This window comes from Stenotrophomonas sp. G106K1, from assembly GCF_037969685.1.
GTDB classification, from domain to species: Bacteria; Pseudomonadota; Gammaproteobacteria; order Xanthomonadales; family Xanthomonadaceae; genus Stenotrophomonas; species Stenotrophomonas lactitubi.
Map to the genome: position 1 here is coordinate 67,508 of NZ_JBBPFR010000010.1, position 16,100 is coordinate 83,607.

A 16,100-nucleotide genomic window follows, 5' to 3' on the forward strand; every position below is an offset into this window, starting at 1 on the left:
CGATGGCCGCGCGCAGACCGCTTTTCCTTGCTCCGGCCCCTGCCCTGCACTAGGCTTCCCGTTTTTCGCGACGCCCCAGGGGAGTCACTCAGATGGTCGAAGGTTTGGGCAGGATCGGCTTCGGCCTGTTCGGTTTGGCGGTGCTGATCGGCATCACCTGGCTGTTTTCCAACAACAAGCGCGCGGTGGACTGGAAGCTGGTCGCCACCGGCATCACCCTGCAGATCGCCTTTGCGGCACTGGTGATCCTGGTACCGGGCGGGCGCGACGTGTTCGATGCGCTGGGCCAGGGCTTCGTGAAAGTACTGAGCTTCGTCAACGAAGGTTCGAAGTTCATCTTCGGCTCGTTGATGGACGTCAAGAACTACGGTTTCATCTTCGCCTTCCAGGTGCTGCCGACGATCATCTTCTTCTCGGCGCTGATGGGGGTCATGTACCACCTCAACGTCATGCAGGCGATCGTGCGGGTGATGGCCTGGTCGATCACCAAGGTGATGCGCGTGTCCGGTGCGGAAACGACCAGCGTCTGCGCCAGCGTGTTCATCGGCCAGACCGAGGCACCGCTGACGGTGCGTCCGTACATCGCCAAGATGACTCAGTCCGAGCTGCTGACGATGATGATCGGCGGCATGGCCCATATCGCCGGCGGCGTGCTTGCCGCGTACGTGGGCATGCTCGGCGGCGGCGACCCGGTGCAGCAGGCGTTCTACGCCAAGCATCTGCTGGCGGCCAGCATCATGGCGGCCCCGGCCACCCTGGTCGTGGCCAAGCTGCTGATTCCGGAAACCGGCACCCCGCTGACCCGCGGCACGGTCAAGATGGAAGTGGAGAAGACCTCCAGCAACATCATCGACGCGGCTGCGGCCGGCGCCGGTGACGGCCTGAAGCTGGCACTGAACATCGGTGCGATGCTGCTGGCCTTCATCGCCCTGATCGCCCTGCTCAATGCGCCGCTGACCTGGTTCGGTGAAGTCACCGGCCTGGCGGCTGCGATCGGCAAGCCGACCGACCTGTCGACCATCTTCGGCTACGTGCTGGCGCCGATCGCCTGGGTGATCGGCACCCCGTGGGCCGATGCCACCACCGTGGGTTCGCTGATCGGCCAGAAGGTCGTGATCAACGAGTTCGTCGCCTACACCGAACTGTCGAAGATCGTGAATGGCCAGGTGCCGGGCATGAGCCTGTCCGACGAAGGTCGCCTGATCGCCACGTACGCCCTGTGCGGCTTCGCCAATTTCAGTTCGATCGCGATCCAGATCGGCGGCATCGGCGGGTTGGCACCGGAGCGACGCCACGATCTGGCCAAGTTCGGCCTGCGCGCGGTGCTTGGCGGTACCATCGCCACCTTCATGACGGCTACCATCGCCGGCGTGCTGACGCATTTCAGCTGAACCCTTGTTTGAGAAAAGATTCCCTATGAGCAGCAGTGTCGTTGTCGTCGGTTCCTTCAATGTCGATCACGTGTGGCGGTGCGAGTCGCTGCCGGCGCCGGGTGCGACCATTGCCGGCCGCTACAGCACCGGTCCGGGCGGCAAGGGCTTCAACCAGGCCGTTGCCGCCTGCCGTGCCGGCGCTGACACCAGCTTCCTGTGTGCGCTGGGCGACGATGCGGGTGGTGCCACCGCCCGTGACCTGGCCGCGCAGGATGGTTTCGCGCTGATCGCCGAAGCCAGCAGCGAGCCGACCGGCACCGCCGGCATCTATGTCGATGCCCGTGGCCGCAACACCATCGTCATCGGCCCGGGCGCCAACGCGGCGCTGAGCACCGAGTTCGTGCAGCAACAGCAGGCCCTGCTGACCGGCGCCAAGGTGGTGCTGGTGCAGCTGGAATCGCCGGTGCAGACCATCGAAGCGGCACTGGCCGTGGCCCGCGAGGCCGGTGTCACCACCGTGCTCAACACCGCACCGGCCGACGCACCCTCGACCATCGGCCTGCTCAAGCTGGCCGACGTGATCACCCCGAACGAGACCGAGTTCGCTGCCCTGCTCGGCCGTCATGTCGGCGAGCGCGTGGATGCCAACGACGTCGCCGCGCTGGACGGCGCCAGCCTGCATGCGCTGTGCCGCAAGCTGGTCGGCAACGGCACGGTGGTGGTGACCCTGGGTTCGGTGGGCGTGTTCGTGTCGCATGCCGACGAGCACCTGCGTGGCGACACCCAGCCGTACTACCGCGTGGGTGCCGAACAGGTGCAGGCGATCGACACCACCGGCGCCGGCGATGCCTTCAACGGTGCGCTGGTGGCCTCGCTCGCCCAGGTGCCGGACGCTCCGTTCGCCCGCCACGTGCGCTTCGCCAACCAGTTCGCCGGTCGTTCGACCGAGAAGGAAGGCGCGGCCGCGGCAATGCCGCGCTTCACCCCGGCCGACGCCGAAGTGAAGTAAATGAAGTGAAGTAGATCTGCGCCACGCGTGGATGAAGGGCCCGGGCATGCAGATGCCCGGGCTTTTTTTTTGTCTTCCATCCACGCACCGCGTGGATTTACTGCCAACGCCGCAGCAACAGGCCAGCGGCAATCGCCAGCACCGCCACGGCGGCCGCAGCCAGGCCCAGCGAGGCCAGGCCGAAGCCTTCGATGACGCCGCCACCGAGCAGCGCGCCCAGACCGATACCAGCGTTGGCCGCCGAGACATTCAAGGTACCGGCCAGCGCCTGCGCCTGCGGCGCGGCTCGCATCACCCGCACCTGGCACAGCGGGAACAACGCGGTATGCGCAATCCCCCACAGCACCAGTGCGATGACTGTCAATGCCCCCTGCCCGGCCCAGCCGACGCTCGCCAGCATTCCCACCGCCAGCACCGTGCAGAACGCGATGGTCGCACCCAGCGGTGCACGGTCAACCCAGCGCCCGCCCAGTGCATTGCCGAGGAGCCCCACCACACCGAAGCCCATCAGCCACCAGCCCACCTGCCCGGCAGGGACGCGTGACAAGCGTTCGAGCACGTCGGCCAGATAGGTGTAGGCGGCGAACATGGCGGTGAACACCAGCACCGACAACAGCACATTGCCCAACAGCCACGGCTGGCGAAGCACACGCGCCTGCTCACCCAGCGCTCGCCGCGGTTCCACGCTCGTTTCCGCCGGCATCCACAGCGCCAGCGCCCCGGCCATCAGCAGCGACAACGCGGCCAACAGCCAGAAGCTGCCGCGCCAACCAATGGCCTCGGCGGCCAGCGTACCCAGCGGGATACCGAACAGCATCGCGGCGGTTATGCCCAGATAGATCCGTGCCACCGCACGTCCGCCCTGACCAGCGGGCGCCAACCGCACGGCGGTCTCGCTGGCAGTGCCCCAGAACACCGGCAGCGCCAACGCCGGCAACACCCGCGCCAGCGCCAGCACCCACGGCTGCTCGGCCACGGCGGCCAGCGCATTGGAGGCCGCGAACAGCACAAGAATGACCACGAACAAGCGGCGTCGGTTGAAGTGTGACAACAGCGCAGTCAACGGCGGCCCGGCCAGCATGACGGTGAACGCAAACAGGGTGACCAGCTGTCCGGCGCGGGCGATGCTCAGGCCGAGGTCGCGTGCCAGCGCAGGCAACAGGCCGACGATCAGGAATTCGGTGGTGACGATAACGAACGCGGATATTGCCAGCAACACGCTCGAGAGGCGTGCGCGGGCAACGCTGTGGCCAAGAGCCAGTGAAGAATCGAGAGAGGACATTCAGGTGAATCAGGTCAGGAGTCGACAGCCTATTCCCTGCATCTATTCCGATTGTTGCTATATTTTCGGCCAATTCCGGACAGATATTCGCCAATGCTTCCCACCGAGCGGCTGCGTGGCATCGAGGCCTTCGTCGCCACCGCCGATGCAGGTAGTTTTACCGCTGCCGCCGAGCGCCTGCACCTGACCAGTTCGGCGATCGGCAAGACCGTTGCCCGGCTGGAGGCACGGCTGGGAGTGCGGCTGTTCGAGCGCAGCACGCGGCGCCTGCGCCTAACCGAAGCCGGTGAGGGCTTCTACCGCACCTGCGTCCGCGTGATGGGCGAACTGGCCGATGCCGAATCGGTACTGGCCGCACACGCAGACGCCCCCGTGGGCCGCCTGCGGGTGGATGCACCGGCCACCTTCGGGCGCGTGAAGGTCTGGCCAATCCTGCTGCACCTGGCCGCCGAGTTTCCGCAGCTGTGGCCGCAGGTGACCTTCAGCGACCGCTTCATCGACCTGGCCGAGGAAGGCGTCGATCTGGCTGTACGCATCGGTGGCCCGGAACCACTGCCGGTCACCCTCGGCAGCCGCCTGCTTGGCCACGAATGCCTGCGCTTCTGTGCGTCACCAGCCTATCTGCAGCGGCACGGTTTGCCCGGCTCGGCGGCCGAGCTGGCCGACCATGATGGGGTACTGTTCGGCCGTGCCGATGGGAGCATTGGGCCGTGGCAGGTCGCCGATGCCGGGCAGCGCATCGCACCGCTGCAGGCCCGAGCTCGGCTGGTGGTCGGTAGTGCCGAAGCACAGGTGGCGGCGGTCGAAGCCGGCTTCGGCATCGCCCAACTCGCCACCTGGCTGCTCGATGACGCACTGGCACGCGGCAGCCTGGTTTCGATCCTGCCGGAACTGGACTGCCGCGGCCTGCCGCTGCGATTGCTGTGGTCGCAAGGCCGACAATTGCTACCGCGCGTGGATGTGGCATTGGACCGGCTGGCGGCTGGGCTGCGGATCGATCCACCGCGGTGAACCACCTCCCGCGCGTGGTGTCGTGCCGTCGATGCAGGTGCGACTGCCTGCCGCATTGCCCGCGCCCTGGCCCTCGCCCACCATCCGCCCAGCTTCTCTGCTCAGGCGCGACATGAACGGATTCCCCTGGCTGCTGGTCGCGGCCACCGGCAGTGCCATCGCGGCCCTGCTGCACATCGGCTGCATCGCTTTCGGTGCCCCCTGGTATGAGCGCTTCGGTGCCGGTCGGCGCGTGGTCCAGCTGGCCGAGGCCGGGCATTGGTGGCCGCCACTGATGACAGCCGGCATCACCGCCGTACTGCTGGTCTGGGCACTGTATGCGCTGGCCGCAGCGAGGCATGCGCCGATGGCCGGCAGTCACCGGGTGCTGCCTGGCATCGCTGCCCTGTTACTGTTGCGTGCGGCGATGGGGTTCGTGCTGGCGCTGCTGCGCCCCGGCTACAACGGCGTGCGCTTCTGGGTGGCCAGTTCGCTGGCCTGCCTCGGCCTGGGGCTGGCGTTCGCGTTCGGCACCGCCCAAGCCTGGCAATCCCTGTAGGGCAGCGGTACACCCAGCCGCCCACCATCACCCGCCCTTGGGGGCGACGGAAGCAACCGTCAAGCATCTGCTGATACCCTTCTGGCATGAGGTCGGTCCGGATGGGCCTGAACAGGAAGACCGCCCCCCCAGCCGGGGCGCCGGCCGCGCCCTACAATGGGCGCATGCAGATCGGCCCGTACTCCATTGCCCCCAACGTCGTGCTTGCGCCCATGGCCGGCGTCACCGACAAGCCCTTCCGCCTGCTGTGCAAACGGCTGGGCGCGGGTCTGGCCGCCTCGGAAATGACCATCAGCGACCCGCGCTTCTGGAACACGCGCAAGTCGATCCACCGCATGGACCATGCCGGTGAACCCGCGCCGATCAGCGTGCAGATCGCCGGTACCGAGCCGCAGCAGCTGGCCGAGGCGGCGCGCTACAACGTCGACCATGGCGCGCAGATCATCGACATCAACATGGGCTGCCCGGCCAAGAAGGTGTGCAACGCATGGGCGGGCTCTGCGCTGATGCGCGATGAGCAGCTGGTCGCGCGCATCCTGGAAGCGGTGGTCAACGCGGTGGACGTGCCGGTGACGCTGAAGATCCGCACCGGCTGGGACTGCGACCATCGCAACGGCCCGCTCATCGCGCGTATCGCCGAAGACAGTGGCATCGCTGCCCTGGCCGTGCACGGCCGTACCCGCGACCAGCACTACACAGGCCAGGCCGAGTACGCCACGATCGGCGAGATCAAGGCCGCGTTGCGCATCCCCGTGATCGCCAACGGCGACATCGATTCGCCGCAGAAGGCCGCCTTCGTACTGCAGCAGACCGGCGTGGACGCGGTGATGATCGGCCGCTCCGCACAGGGCCGGCCGTGGATCTTCCGCGAGGTGGCGCATTACCTGGCCACCGGCGAGGAACTGCCGCCGCCGTCGCTGGCCGAAGTGCGCGACATCCTGCTCGGCCACCTGCACGCACTGCACGATTTCTATGGCGAACCGCAGGGCGTGCGCATCGCACGCAAGCACCTGGGCTGGTACGCCAAGGACCGGCCGGAGAATGCCGCGTTCCGCGCGGTGGTCAACCGTGCTGAAGATCCGGCCAGCCAGATCGCACTGACCACCGACTATTTCGACCGCCTGATCGCCGGGGAACCGGCGATGTCTTCTGCTGCCTGAGCCCGCCATCATGACCCCGCCGATTTCTTCCCCGACCTACCTGCACGGGTTCTCCGGCACCGAGCAGCAGCGCCTGATGACCCAGGCGCGCCTGCTGGAATCGAGCATCTTCGGCCAGATCGATTACAGCGGCGCAAAGCGCCTGCTGGAAGTCGGCAGCGGCGTGGGTGCACAGACCGAGATCCTGCTGCGCCGCTTTCCCGAGCTGCACGTGACCGGCGTGGACCTGAGCGAGACCCAACTGGAAACCGCACGCGAGAATCTGGCGCGTACGCCGTGGTGCAGCGACCGTTACACGCTGCAGCAGGCCGATGCCGGCGAACTGCCGTTCGAGGCGCGCACCTTCGATGCGGCCTTCCTGTGCTGGGTACTGGAACACGTGCCCTCGCCCGCGCGCGTGCTGAGTGAAGTACGCCGCGTACTCGCCCCGGGCTCGCCGGTGTACATCACCGAGGTGATGAATGCCTCGTTCCTGCTTGATCCGTATTCGCCGCACATCTGGCGCTACTGGATGGCCTTCAATGACTTCCAGTACGACCATGGCGGTGACCCGTTCGTCGGCGCCAAGCTGGGCAATCTGCTGCTGGCCGGCGGCTTCCGCGATGTGCACACCGAGATCAAGACCATCCACCTGGACAACCGCGAACCGGCACGTCGCAAGACGATGATCGCGTTCTGGGAACAGCTGCTGCTGTCAGCGGCTGACCAGCTGCTGCAGGCCGGCACGGTGGACGAAGAAACGGTGGAGGGCATGCGTCGCGAGTTCCGGCTGGTGCAGAACGATCCGAACGCGGTGTTCTTCTATTCGTTCGTGCAGGGCCGCGCAACGGTGTATTGAGCGGCCTGCGGTATGCGCCATCCACGCGTGGCGTGAATCTACTGCTCGGGTTCATGCCAGATGCGCTGCCACATCGCCGACAACCGGCGACCGGCATCGGCACGCGCGGCCGGGCTTCCGTAATCCACCCGCAGCTGCTCGGGCACGATCGCGCGCCACTGGCCGTCAACCTGCTCGGCCACCGCGAAGTTGAAGGTGTAGTCCGGCTCCAGGCCCATGCGCAGGTCGCTCAGCACCAGCCGACCTTCCACCACCTGTGCGCGCATGAAGCCACGGTTGAACCATTGCAGGCGCCATACTGCCGGAATTCCCGTCGCTTCGCGCAGTGCCTGCACGTTGGACGGATGCCCCTCGAAACGCATCGGCGCATGGTCGGCCACCAGCGAGCGGTCACCCACCACGTAGCCATTGGGAGTCATCGCCACCACCCGCCACAACAGGGTATTGAACGGCATCGGCACCGAGAACCGCGGCGCGTCACCCAGTCCCATCGCGGCCAGGCTCTGCTGCGCGGCACGGTCGACCCGTGCCTTGGCGATCAACCCCCAGCCCAGGTACGCACTGCTGAGCAGCAAGGCAACACCAAGCACCTTGCCCGCCCACGGCCGCGCCCGACCGAACCAGGCCAGCGCGCAGCCCAGCAGCAGCCACACCGTGTAGCCGGGATCGATGATGAAGACGCTCGAGCCCATCGCCGGATGCGGCTGCAACGGCCACCACAGCTGCGTGCCGTAGACGGTGAACGCATCCAGCACGGGATGGGTGACCAAGGCCAGCTGGATCGCCCAGAACCAACGCACCGGTGACTGCGCCACCCTGCCGTTGCCGAAGCGCTTGAACAACCACCAGATCAGCGCGGCTACCCACGGCAGCACCAGCAGCGAATGGCTGAAACTGCGGTGGTCGGTCATGTTCGCCACCGGGTCGGCGGCGGCAAAACCCAGCCACAGGGCGTCCAGGTCCGGCAGGGTACCGAGCGCGGCACCGGCCAGCAGGGCGGCACGGCGATGTCCGGGCGGGGCGATGGCGGCAGCGACGGCGCCGCCGAGAACGATCTGGGTCAATGAGTCCATCGGCCGATGCTAGCGGGTTGCGCGCGGTGTATGTAGCGCCGAGCCCATGCTCGGCTGCGCTTCGTTCGGCGCCACGACAGCCGAGCATGGGCTCGGCTCTACAGGGGGACCACCTTGCACGCCCGTCGAGCATGGCTCGACGCTGCAGGAGCGGTTTACGCCGCCTGCGACAACCGCGCCCCTGGCAGCTCGGCCAGTGTCTGCCCGTTGTGGTCCAGCAGCCGCAACGCGCCGTCGTGGTCCTCTGCCAACGCGGTCAGGCTCTCCACCCAGTCACCATCGTTGGCGTAGACCAGGCCATCGCGTTCGACCAGCGCGGCGCGGTGGATGTGTCCGCAGACGATGCCATCCAGGCCACGCCGGCGCACATCATCCAGACCCGCCTGCACGAAGCGCTCGATGTAGCGTTCGGCCGCACCGCTCTGGCGCTTCAGGAATTCGGACAACGACCAGTAGCGCATTCCGAGTCGACGCCGCACCGCATTCAACAGATGGTTGCCGGTGAGGATGCGGTAGTACAGCCAGTCACCAAACCGCTCCTGCAGGCCGCCGAAGTGGGTGACGCCGTCATAGTCGTCGCCATGCGCCACCAGCAGCCGGCGGCCATCGGCCGTGGTGTGGATCGCGCGGCGGCGCACCTGCATCGCCGGCAGCATCAGGCCGCACACCTGGCGCAGCGACGCGTCGTGGTTGCCGGGGATGTAGATGATCTCGGTACCGGCGCGCCGCAGCGCGTGCAGGGCCAGAATGACCTCGCTGTGCGACTGCCGCCAGTTGGCGCGCCGGTGTGCCATCCACCACAGGTCGATGATGTCGCCGACCAGATACAGGCGTTCGCAGCGCAGCGTGCCGAGAAAACGCGCAAGCTCGGTGGCATGGCAATGCCGCGACCCCAGATGCACATCGGAGACGAACACGGCGCGACGATGCGGTGCCAGGTTCGCCAGCGTGTTCATGCCGGCATCCCCGCATCGCGCAGGTAGCGTTTGCGCTTGTGTGGACGGATCGCGTGCAGGTCGACTTCGATCAGGCCGTCGATCGAGTCGCTGAAATCCGGGTCGACGCCGAACGCCAGGAACCGTGCACCGCCAGGTTCGCACAGGTCGGTGTACTGCCGGTACAAGGTGGGCACGCCGGTGCCGAGCGCGGCAAGGTTGGCTTTGAGCACGTCGAAGGCGGCTGCCGCATCCAGTTCGCCGAAGCACGGTGGCGCGGCGAAGTACTGGAACGGCCGGTTCGATTGCACCCGACCATCGGCCGCGCCGTAGTAACGCTGGTAGTACGCCACCAGCTGCTCGCGTGCGTCGCGCGGCAAGGCGGCGCTGATCGACACCGCACCGAACAGGTAGCGGATGCCGGGCTGGCACTGCAGATAGGCGCCGATGCCCTGCCACAGGTAATCCAGGCTGCGGCTGCCCCAGTAGTCGGGCACCACGAAGCTGCGGCCCAGTTCCAGGCCTTCGGCAATGCGTGGAATGGCATCGTCGGAATAGCGGAACAGCGAAGCGCTGTAGAGCCCGGCCAGGCCCCGGCGCGCCAACGCCTGCGCGCCACGCATGATCCTGTAGGCACCGGCGATGCGCTGGGCGGTGCCGTCCCAGATCACGATGTGCTGGTACTGCAGGTCGAAGTCGTCCAGGTCGCGACTGCGCCCCGTGCCCTCGCCCACCTGGCGGAAGGTCAGTTCGCGCAGCCGCCCCAGCTCGTGCAGCAACGGCGAATCAGCAGCGCAGCTGGCCAGCAGGATCTGTTTGCCATCGGCGGTCTGCCCCAGCACGGTGGCAGCGGCAATCCCAGCGGCGACCTGTGCAGGCGGCACCGGTGCGGCCAGCGGCTCGGGTCCTGCCGGGCAGCCTTCGGCGACCGGCGTAGTGCGCCCCAGGGCGTATACCGCGCGGCGCACCGCCAGCAGCTGCGCGCCGGGGTCACCCTGCCCCAGCTGCATCGGTTCGCCGATGCGCAGCCGCAGTGGCCGGCCACGGCGGGCGAACATCTCGCGTGCCAGCAGGGCCGTACCGGCCGGCTTGAACAGGGTCGACGCGCCGTAGAACAGCGCCGAGTTGCGCGCTTCCACCCGCACTGGCAGTACCGGTGCGGCGGCGGCACGGGCAAAGCGGACAAAACCCCGCTGCCAGCGACCATCGCGAATGCCGAGCAGCGACAACCGCGAGACCTCGCCGGCCGGGAACACGATCACGCACTGCTCGGCCGCCAGCGCCTGCTCCACCGCCTGCAGGCTGGTGCGCTGGACCTTGCCGCCGAGGATGCGCACCGGCAGCAGCAGGTCCTGCAACGGGCCGATCGCGCCCAGCAGATCGTTGGCCACGATGCGTACGTCGCGGCGGATGCGGCCGACCGCATCCAGCAGAGCCAAGGCATCCAGCGCGCCGGAGGGATGGTTGGCCACGATCAACAGGCGGCCGGTGGCCGGAATCCGCGCCAGCGCGGCGGTGTCCACGTGGTAGCGCCCCTCGATGAACTCCAGTCCGGCGGCGACGAAGTCGAAACCGCGCAGGTTTGCATTGCGGCGCAGGAACGCCTCGATCCGGTCCAGCCGCGACCAGCGTCCAACGCTGCGCAGCAGGGGCCGGGCCAGTTGGCCGCGACGGCCATGGAACCAGTCGGGATAGCGTTGCTGCAGACGCTGTTCGAGTTCCAGCATGGCGTGTCCACTCCTGCCCGGCGGCCGGGTTGGCCGAGAGCCTGCGCCCGGGACGCGGCAGCCAGATGGCGATTTGGCGGCAGAATGATGACGGCGCCTGCACCGGCCCATCCGGGCCCGGCGGGGGCGCGGCAATGGTCACGCCAGTGGAACACTGCCTGTGCACGATGCCCGCGCAATGCCCTCCAGGCCTTGCTCTGCCGGGCACAACACCTTAACCACCGGCAACCCATACGGGTTCACAATGCACAGGCGGCGCACCCCGTGTATCATTCGCGCCCATCTTTCCATCCGAATCAAAGGATATTAAGCCTGATGTCCAGCTACCTCTTCACCTCCGAGTCGGTCTCTGAAGGCCATCCGGACAAGGTTGCCGACCAGATCTCCGATGCGGTGCTGGACGCGATCCTGACCCAGGACCAGCGCGCCCGCGTGGCCTGCGAGACCATGGTCAAGACCGGCGTTGCCATCGTTGCCGGCGAAATCACCACCAGCGCCTGGATCGACCTGGAAGCGCTGACCCGCAAGGTCATCGTGGACATCGGCTATGACAGCTCCGAAGTCGGCTTCGACGGCGCCACCTGCGGCGTGCTGAACCTGATCGGCAAGCAGTCCCCGCACATCGCCCAGGGCGTTGACCGCAAGAAGCCGGAAGAAATGGGCGCTGGCGACCAGGGCCTGATGTTCGGCTATGCCACCAACGAAACCGACAGCTACATGCCGGCGGCGATCCACCTGTCGCACCGCCTGGTCGAGCAGCAGGCCAAGATCCGCAAGAAGCGCAACTCGCCGCTGTCCTGGCTGCGTCCGGACGCCAAGAGCCAAGTCACCCTGCGCTATGAAAACGGCGTGGTCTCGGCCATTGACGCGGTGGTCCTGTCGACCCAGCACGCCCCGGGCATCAAGCAGAAGGACCTCATCGAGGCCGTCCGCGAAGAGATCATCAAGCCGGTGCTGCCGGCCAAGTGGCTGCACAAGGGCACCAAGTTCCACATCAACCCGACCGGCAAGTTCGAGATCGGCGGCCCGGTGGGCGACTGCGGCCTGACCGGCCGCAAGATCATCGTCGACACCTACGGCGGCTGGGCCCGTCACGGTGGTGGCGCGTTCTCCGGCAAGGACCCGTCCAAGGTTGACCGTTCGGCCGCCTACGCTGCCCGCTACGTCGCCAAGAACGTGGTTGCCGCCGGCCTGGCCGACCGTTGCGAAGTGCAGGTCTCCTACGCCATCGGCGTGGCTGAGCCGACCTCGATCTCGGTCACCACCTTCGGCACCGGCAAGATCAGCGACGACAAGATCGAGAAGCTGATCCGCAAGCACTTCGACCTGCGTCCGTACGGCATCATCAAGATGCTGGACCTGATCCACCCGATGTACCAGCAGACCGCGGCCTACGGCCACTTCGGCCGCAAGCCGAAGGAGTTCAGTTACATCAACGGCGAAGGCGAGACCGTCAACGCCACGGCCTTCTCCTGGGAGAAGACCGATCGCGCCGCTGCCCTGCGCGCCGATGCGAAGCTGAAATAAGAAAAACGAAGGGCCGCGCAAGCGGCCCTTCTGCTTCCTGTAGAGCCGAGCCCATGCTCGGCTTTCTTTTTGTCTGCGCCAAGAGCAGCCGAGCATGGGCTCGGCTCTACACGAGCCACGCCACGCCGATACAATCGCCCCATGTCGACCGAACTCAAATCCCACCAGCTGTCCATGACCGTGCTGATGTCGCCGGAGATGGCCAATTTTTCCGGCAAGGTCCACGGTGGCGCGATCCTGCGCCTGCTCGACCAGGTGGCCTATGCCTGCGCCAGCCGCTATGCCGGCCGCTACGTGGTCACCCTGTCGGTGGACCAGGTGGTGTTCCGCCAGCCGATCGCGGTGGGCGAACTGGTTACCTTCCTGGCCTCGGTGAACTACACCGGCACCTCGTCGATGGAAATCGGCGTCAAGGTGGTGGCCGAGGACATCCTCAAGCGCAGCGTGCGCCACGCCAACAGCTGCTTCTTCACCATGGTGGCGGTGGACGAGGAAGGCCGGCCGACGCCGGTTCCGTCACTGCAGCCGGCCAATTCGGACGAGAAGCGCCGCCAGGCCGCAGCATTGATCCGCCGCCAGCTGCGCCAGGAAATGGAACAGCGGCATCTGGAACTGCTGGCGTCCAATCCGCCGTCACCAGAAGAATGAAGGCGTGCGGGGCAAGCCCTGCACCCACCGAAGCAGGGAGCGCCGGGCCATGCCCGGCGGATGCATTTCACCCGGTGTTCTGCACGCCCTGCGAAACACCATTCACGCAGGCCACCAGCGCGCGCAGCAGGTCGTCGTCCTCGCGCCCGCTTTCGCGCCAGCGCTGCAGCAGGTCCACCTGCAGCACGCTGATCGGGTCCACATAGGGATTGCGCAGGCGGATCGACAGCGCCAGCCGCGCGTCGTGGTCCAACAGGGTCTGCTGCCCCATCAGCGCCAGCAGCCAGTGCCGGGTCAGTTCAAGCTCGCGTTCAACCTGCGGGAAGAACGCATCGTGCAGCTCGCCTGACAGCCGCGAGAACTGTTCGGCGATGGTGATATCGCCCTTGGACAGCACCATCGCGATGTCATCCAGGAACGTGCGGAAGAACGGCCAGTCCCGCGCCATTTCACGCAGCGTGGCTTCATGGCCGGCGTCCACCGCCGCCTGCAGGCCGCTGCCGACGCCATACCAGCCCGGAATCACCGCCCGCGCCTGGCTCCAGGCAAACACCCACGGAATCGCACGCAGGTTGGTCAATGCCGCATCCTGGCCGAGCCGGCGCGAAGGCCGCGACCCCAGCGTCATCCGTTCGATCACATCGATCGGCGTAGCGGTGCGGAAGTAATCCATGAAACGCGGCTGGCCCACGAACGCCCGATAGACCTCGCTGCTGGAGCCGGCGATCACGTCCATCACCGGCCGCCACGCGTCCTCGCGCGGCTCGGCGGCGCGCGGGCGCAGGCTGGCGCGCAGTACCGCACCGGTGGCCTGCTCCAGCGAGCGCAGCGCCAGCGCGCGGATGCCGTACTTGCGGTGGATCACCTCCCCCTGTTCGGTCACCCGCAGGCGGCCATCGATGCTGCCGCGTGGCGAGGCATCGACCGCGTGCGTGGTCTTGCCGCCACCGCGGCTGATCGAGCCGCCGCGGCCATGGAAGAAGGTCAGGCGCAGGCCCGCTTCGGCGGCCACCTCCAGCAGTTCAACCTGCGCACGTTGCAGGCCCCAGCGCGAGGCGGCAATGCCGCCATCCTTGCTGCTGTCCGAATAACCGAGCATCACCATCTGCACGTCGTGGCGTGCATGCAGATGCGCGCGGTACACCGGATCGGCCAGCAGATCGCGCAGCGTCGCGGTGCCGCGCTTGAGGTCGTCTACGGTTTCGAACAGCGGCGCGATATCCAGCGGCACGCTGCCGGCGTCATCGACCAGTCCACCACGACGCGCCAGTGCCAGCACTGCCAGCACATCGCCACGGTCGTGCGCCATCGAGATGATGTAGCTGCCGAGCGCGTCGCCACCATGCCGCGCACGCGCATCGGCCAATGCAGCGAACACCGCATCCAAGCGCTGGTTGCCCTCATCATTGCCAACGGGCAAGGGTGTTTCACCACTGGCATGTGGCGCCAGCAGGCGTGCGCGTCCGGCTGCATCCAATGCGTCCCATGCCGCGTCGCCACCCAGCACGGCCGCCAGCGCGCGCGCATGCACGCTCGATTCCTGGCGCACATCCAGCCGCGCCAGATGGAAGCCGAAGGTCTTCACCCGCCACAGCAGGCGCTGCACGGCGAAGCCGCCGGCATGTTCGCCACGGTTCGCACGCAGGCTGTCGAGGATCAGCTGCAGGTCATCGATCAGCTCGTCCGGACCGGCATAGGCACCGTCGGCATCATCCAGCGTGGCCTGCAGGCGTGCGCGCATGCGGTCGTTGAGCAACCGATACGGCATGTCGGCATGGCGTGGCCGCGACTGCACCTGCGGCAGCAACTGCTGGTAATGCGCGACACGCGCCTGCAGTGCATCGCTCACCCCCACCCGTTCGGTGGATTGGCTGAGCAGGCTGGCCAGCTGCAGCAACTCCTTCTGATACTGGCCCAGCACGGCAACGCGTTGTGCATCCAGCGTGTTGCGGATGGTGTGCGCATCCACATTGGGATTGCCGTCCATGTCGCCGCCCACCCACGTGCCGAAACGCAGCAGGCGTGGCAACGGCAGCTCTTCGCCATAGGTATCGCGCAACGCCTGCTGCAGCGATTCGTACAGCACCGGAATCACCCGGTACAGCACCTGCACCAGATAGAAGCCGACGTGTTCGCGCTCGTCGTCCACGGTCGGACGCACCGGCGAGGAATCGGTGGTCTGCCACGAGGCGGTCAATGCCATGCGGAAGCGCGCGGCGTCTGCGGCGGCCTCACCCGGCGTGCGCTGACCGTCGAGGTTGTCGACCAGGCTGGCCACCATCAGCTGCTCTTTTTCCAGCAGCGCGCGGCGCACGGCCTCGGTCGGGTGCGCGGTGAATACCGGCTCGATATCGATGCGTGGCAGCCACTGCGCCAGTTCGTCCAGGCCGACGCCCTGTGACTTCAGGTGCTGCAGGGCGTCCTGCAGGCCATCGGGTTGCGGTGCAGCGGCAACGGCGCGCTGGTAATCGCGGCGTCGGCGGATGCGATGCACGCGCTCGGCGATGTTGACCACCTGGAAGTAGGTGCTGAACGCACGCACCATGGTCTCGGCCTGCTGCGGCGCACGCCCGGCCAGGCCATCGGCCAGCTCCGACAGCGGTGCCTGGTTCTCGCGACGGGCGATGGCACGCGTACGCACGTCCTCGACGTCGTCGAGGAAAGCGGCCGACACCTGCTCGACCAGCAGGTCGCCGACCAGTGCACCGAGACGGCGCACATCGTCACGCAGGGGAAGATCGGGGGAAGCGAACTCGATACTGCTGCGGTACTCGTTCATCGGCGACGCACAGGCCTCGGTCAACGTATCCAGACCCCAAGCCTAAACCAGATTACGCACGATGCTGCGATGCGGAAATGGTTTCATCTGCACGTATCCGCAGCAGAAGCAGCCGAGCGTGGGCTCGGCTCTACAGACGTCATCACGCGCCATACCGTGTAGCGCCCGAGCCCATGCTCGGGCGGCGGCGCAGCCGCACA

13 protein-coding genes are annotated in these 16,100 nt (G+C 67.1%); 8 read left to right on the plus strand and 5 right to left on the minus strand.

The annotated features are described in order from the left end of the window. The first annotated feature begins 92 nt into the window (after positions 1-92). Both WKB25_RS11090 and WKB25_RS11095 read left to right on the plus strand, forming a co-directional pair. On the plus strand, positions 93-1,391 hold the full coding sequence (locus tag WKB25_RS11090) for a nucleoside transporter C-terminal domain-containing protein (RefSeq protein WP_340570628.1): 1,299 nt from the start codon (positions 93-95) through the stop codon (positions 1,389-1,391). Positions 1,392-1,416: 25 nt separating this feature from the next. Then, a complete protein-coding gene (locus tag WKB25_RS11095) occupies positions 1,417-2,382 on the plus strand; it encodes a ribokinase (protein WP_340570630.1) in 966 nt (321 codons plus the stop codon). 97 nt (positions 2,383-2,479) lie between these two features. Here WKB25_RS11095 and WKB25_RS11100 read toward each other — a convergent pair whose 3' ends face one another. Beyond that, complete coding sequence (locus WKB25_RS11100) at positions 2,480-3,664, minus strand: MFS transporter (protein WP_340570632.1); 1,185 nt, start codon at positions 3,662-3,664, stop codon at positions 2,480-2,482. Between the two features lie 93 nt (positions 3,665-3,757). On the opposite strand from WKB25_RS11100, the gene WKB25_RS11105 reads away from it, so the two are divergent. The 4 genes from WKB25_RS11105 to WKB25_RS11120 all read left to right on the plus strand — a co-directional run bounded on the left by WKB25_RS11105 (position 3,758) and on the right by WKB25_RS11120 (position 7,211). Then, a complete protein-coding gene (locus tag WKB25_RS11105) occupies positions 3,758-4,675 on the plus strand; it encodes a LysR family transcriptional regulator (protein ID WP_180166772.1) in 918 nt (305 codons plus the stop codon). 112 nt (positions 4,676-4,787) lie between these two features. Beyond that, the gene (locus WKB25_RS11110) at positions 4,788-5,213 is read left to right on the plus strand and encodes a hypothetical protein (protein WP_340570635.1); all 426 of its coding nucleotides are present in this window, start codon (positions 4,788-4,790) and stop codon (positions 5,211-5,213) included. Between the two features lie 164 nt (positions 5,214-5,377). After that, the gene (dusB, locus tag WKB25_RS11115; RefSeq protein ID WP_025877853.1) at positions 5,378-6,373 is read left to right on the plus strand and encodes a tRNA dihydrouridine synthase DusB; all 996 of its coding nucleotides are present in this window, start codon (positions 5,378-5,380) and stop codon (positions 6,371-6,373) included. Between the two features lie 10 nt (positions 6,374-6,383). After that, positions 6,384-7,211, plus strand: coding sequence for a class I SAM-dependent methyltransferase (locus WKB25_RS11120; protein ID WP_089238831.1), 828 nt, complete (start codon positions 6,384-6,386; stop codon positions 7,209-7,211). A 38-nt stretch (positions 7,212-7,249) separates the two neighbouring features. Here the strand turns inward: WKB25_RS11120 and WKB25_RS11125 are convergent, their stop codons facing one another. From WKB25_RS11125 to WKB25_RS11135, 3 genes are all read right to left on the minus strand, one after another. Beyond that, complete coding sequence (locus tag WKB25_RS11125; RefSeq protein WP_340570639.1) at positions 7,250-8,284, minus strand: metal-dependent hydrolase; 1,035 nt, start codon at positions 8,282-8,284, stop codon at positions 7,250-7,252. A gap of 155 nt (positions 8,285-8,439) precedes the next feature. Beyond that, complete coding sequence (locus WKB25_RS11130) at positions 8,440-9,240, minus strand: UDP-2,3-diacylglucosamine diphosphatase (RefSeq protein ID WP_340570641.1); 801 nt, start codon at positions 9,238-9,240, stop codon at positions 8,440-8,442. After that, on the minus strand, positions 9,237-10,946 hold the full coding sequence (locus WKB25_RS11135; RefSeq protein ID WP_340570642.1) for a lysophospholipid acyltransferase family protein: 1,710 nt from the start codon (positions 10,944-10,946) through the stop codon (positions 9,237-9,239). Before WKB25_RS11135 ends, WKB25_RS11130 begins: the two co-directional genes overlap by 4 nt. A gap of 315 nt (positions 10,947-11,261) precedes the next feature. On the opposite strand from WKB25_RS11135, the gene metK reads away from it, so the two are divergent. After that, complete coding sequence (metK, locus tag WKB25_RS11140) at positions 11,262-12,473, plus strand: methionine adenosyltransferase (protein ID WP_089238823.1); 1,212 nt, start codon at positions 11,262-11,264, stop codon at positions 12,471-12,473. A gap of 141 nt (positions 12,474-12,614) precedes the next feature. After that, entirely contained in the window at positions 12,615-13,121 is a 507-nt protein-coding gene (locus WKB25_RS11145; RefSeq protein WP_340570645.1) for an acyl-CoA thioesterase, read from the plus strand. A 67-nt stretch (positions 13,122-13,188) separates the two neighbouring features. Here the strand turns inward: WKB25_RS11145 and ppc are convergent, their stop codons facing one another. Continuing rightward, entirely contained in the window at positions 13,189-15,900 is a 2,712-nt protein-coding gene (gene ppc, locus WKB25_RS11150) for a phosphoenolpyruvate carboxylase (RefSeq protein WP_340570717.1), read from the minus strand. Positions 15,901-16,100: the final 200 nt, after the last annotated feature.

What these genes read in the sequence shown, in the direction of transcription:
- WKB25_RS11105 (WP_180166772.1), top strand. Translation starts at nt 3,758, where the DNA reads ATGCTTCCCACCGAGCGGCTGCGTGGCATCGAGGCCTTCGTCGCCACC.
- WKB25_RS11095 (WP_340570630.1), top strand. Translation starts at nt 1,417, where the DNA reads ATGAGCAGCAGTGTCGTTGTCGTCGGTTCCTTCAATGTCGATCACGTG.
- WKB25_RS11125 (WP_340570639.1), bottom strand. Translation starts at nt 8,284, where the DNA reads ATGGACTCATTGACCCAGATCGTTCTCGGCGGCGCCGTCGCTGCCGCC.
- dusB (WP_025877853.1), top strand. Translation starts at nt 5,378, where the DNA reads ATGCAGATCGGCCCGTACTCCATTGCCCCCAACGTCGTGCTTGCGCCC.
- WKB25_RS11130 (WP_340570641.1), bottom strand. Translation starts at nt 9,240, where the DNA reads ATGAACACGCTGGCGAACCTGGCACCGCATCGTCGCGCCGTGTTCGTC.
- WKB25_RS11100 (WP_340570632.1), bottom strand. Translation starts at nt 3,664, where the DNA reads ATGTCCTCTCTCGATTCTTCACTGGCTCTTGGCCACAGCGTTGCCCGC.
- WKB25_RS11135 (WP_340570642.1), bottom strand. Translation starts at nt 10,946, where the DNA reads ATGCTGGAACTCGAACAGCGTCTGCAGCAACGCTATCCCGACTGGTTC.
- ppc (WP_340570717.1), bottom strand. Translation starts at nt 15,900, where the DNA reads ATGAACGAGTACCGCAGCAGTATCGAGTTCGCTTCCCCCGATCTTCCC.
- WKB25_RS11145 (WP_340570645.1), top strand. Translation starts at nt 12,615, where the DNA reads ATGTCGACCGAACTCAAATCCCACCAGCTGTCCATGACCGTGCTGATG.
- WKB25_RS11090 (WP_340570628.1), top strand. Translation starts at nt 93, where the DNA reads ATGGTCGAAGGTTTGGGCAGGATCGGCTTCGGCCTGTTCGGTTTGGCG.
- metK (WP_089238823.1), top strand. Translation starts at nt 11,262, where the DNA reads ATGTCCAGCTACCTCTTCACCTCCGAGTCGGTCTCTGAAGGCCATCCG.
- WKB25_RS11120 (WP_089238831.1), top strand. Translation starts at nt 6,384, where the DNA reads ATGACCCCGCCGATTTCTTCCCCGACCTACCTGCACGGGTTCTCCGGC.
- WKB25_RS11110 (WP_340570635.1), top strand. Translation starts at nt 4,788, where the DNA reads ATGAACGGATTCCCCTGGCTGCTGGTCGCGGCCACCGGCAGTGCCATC.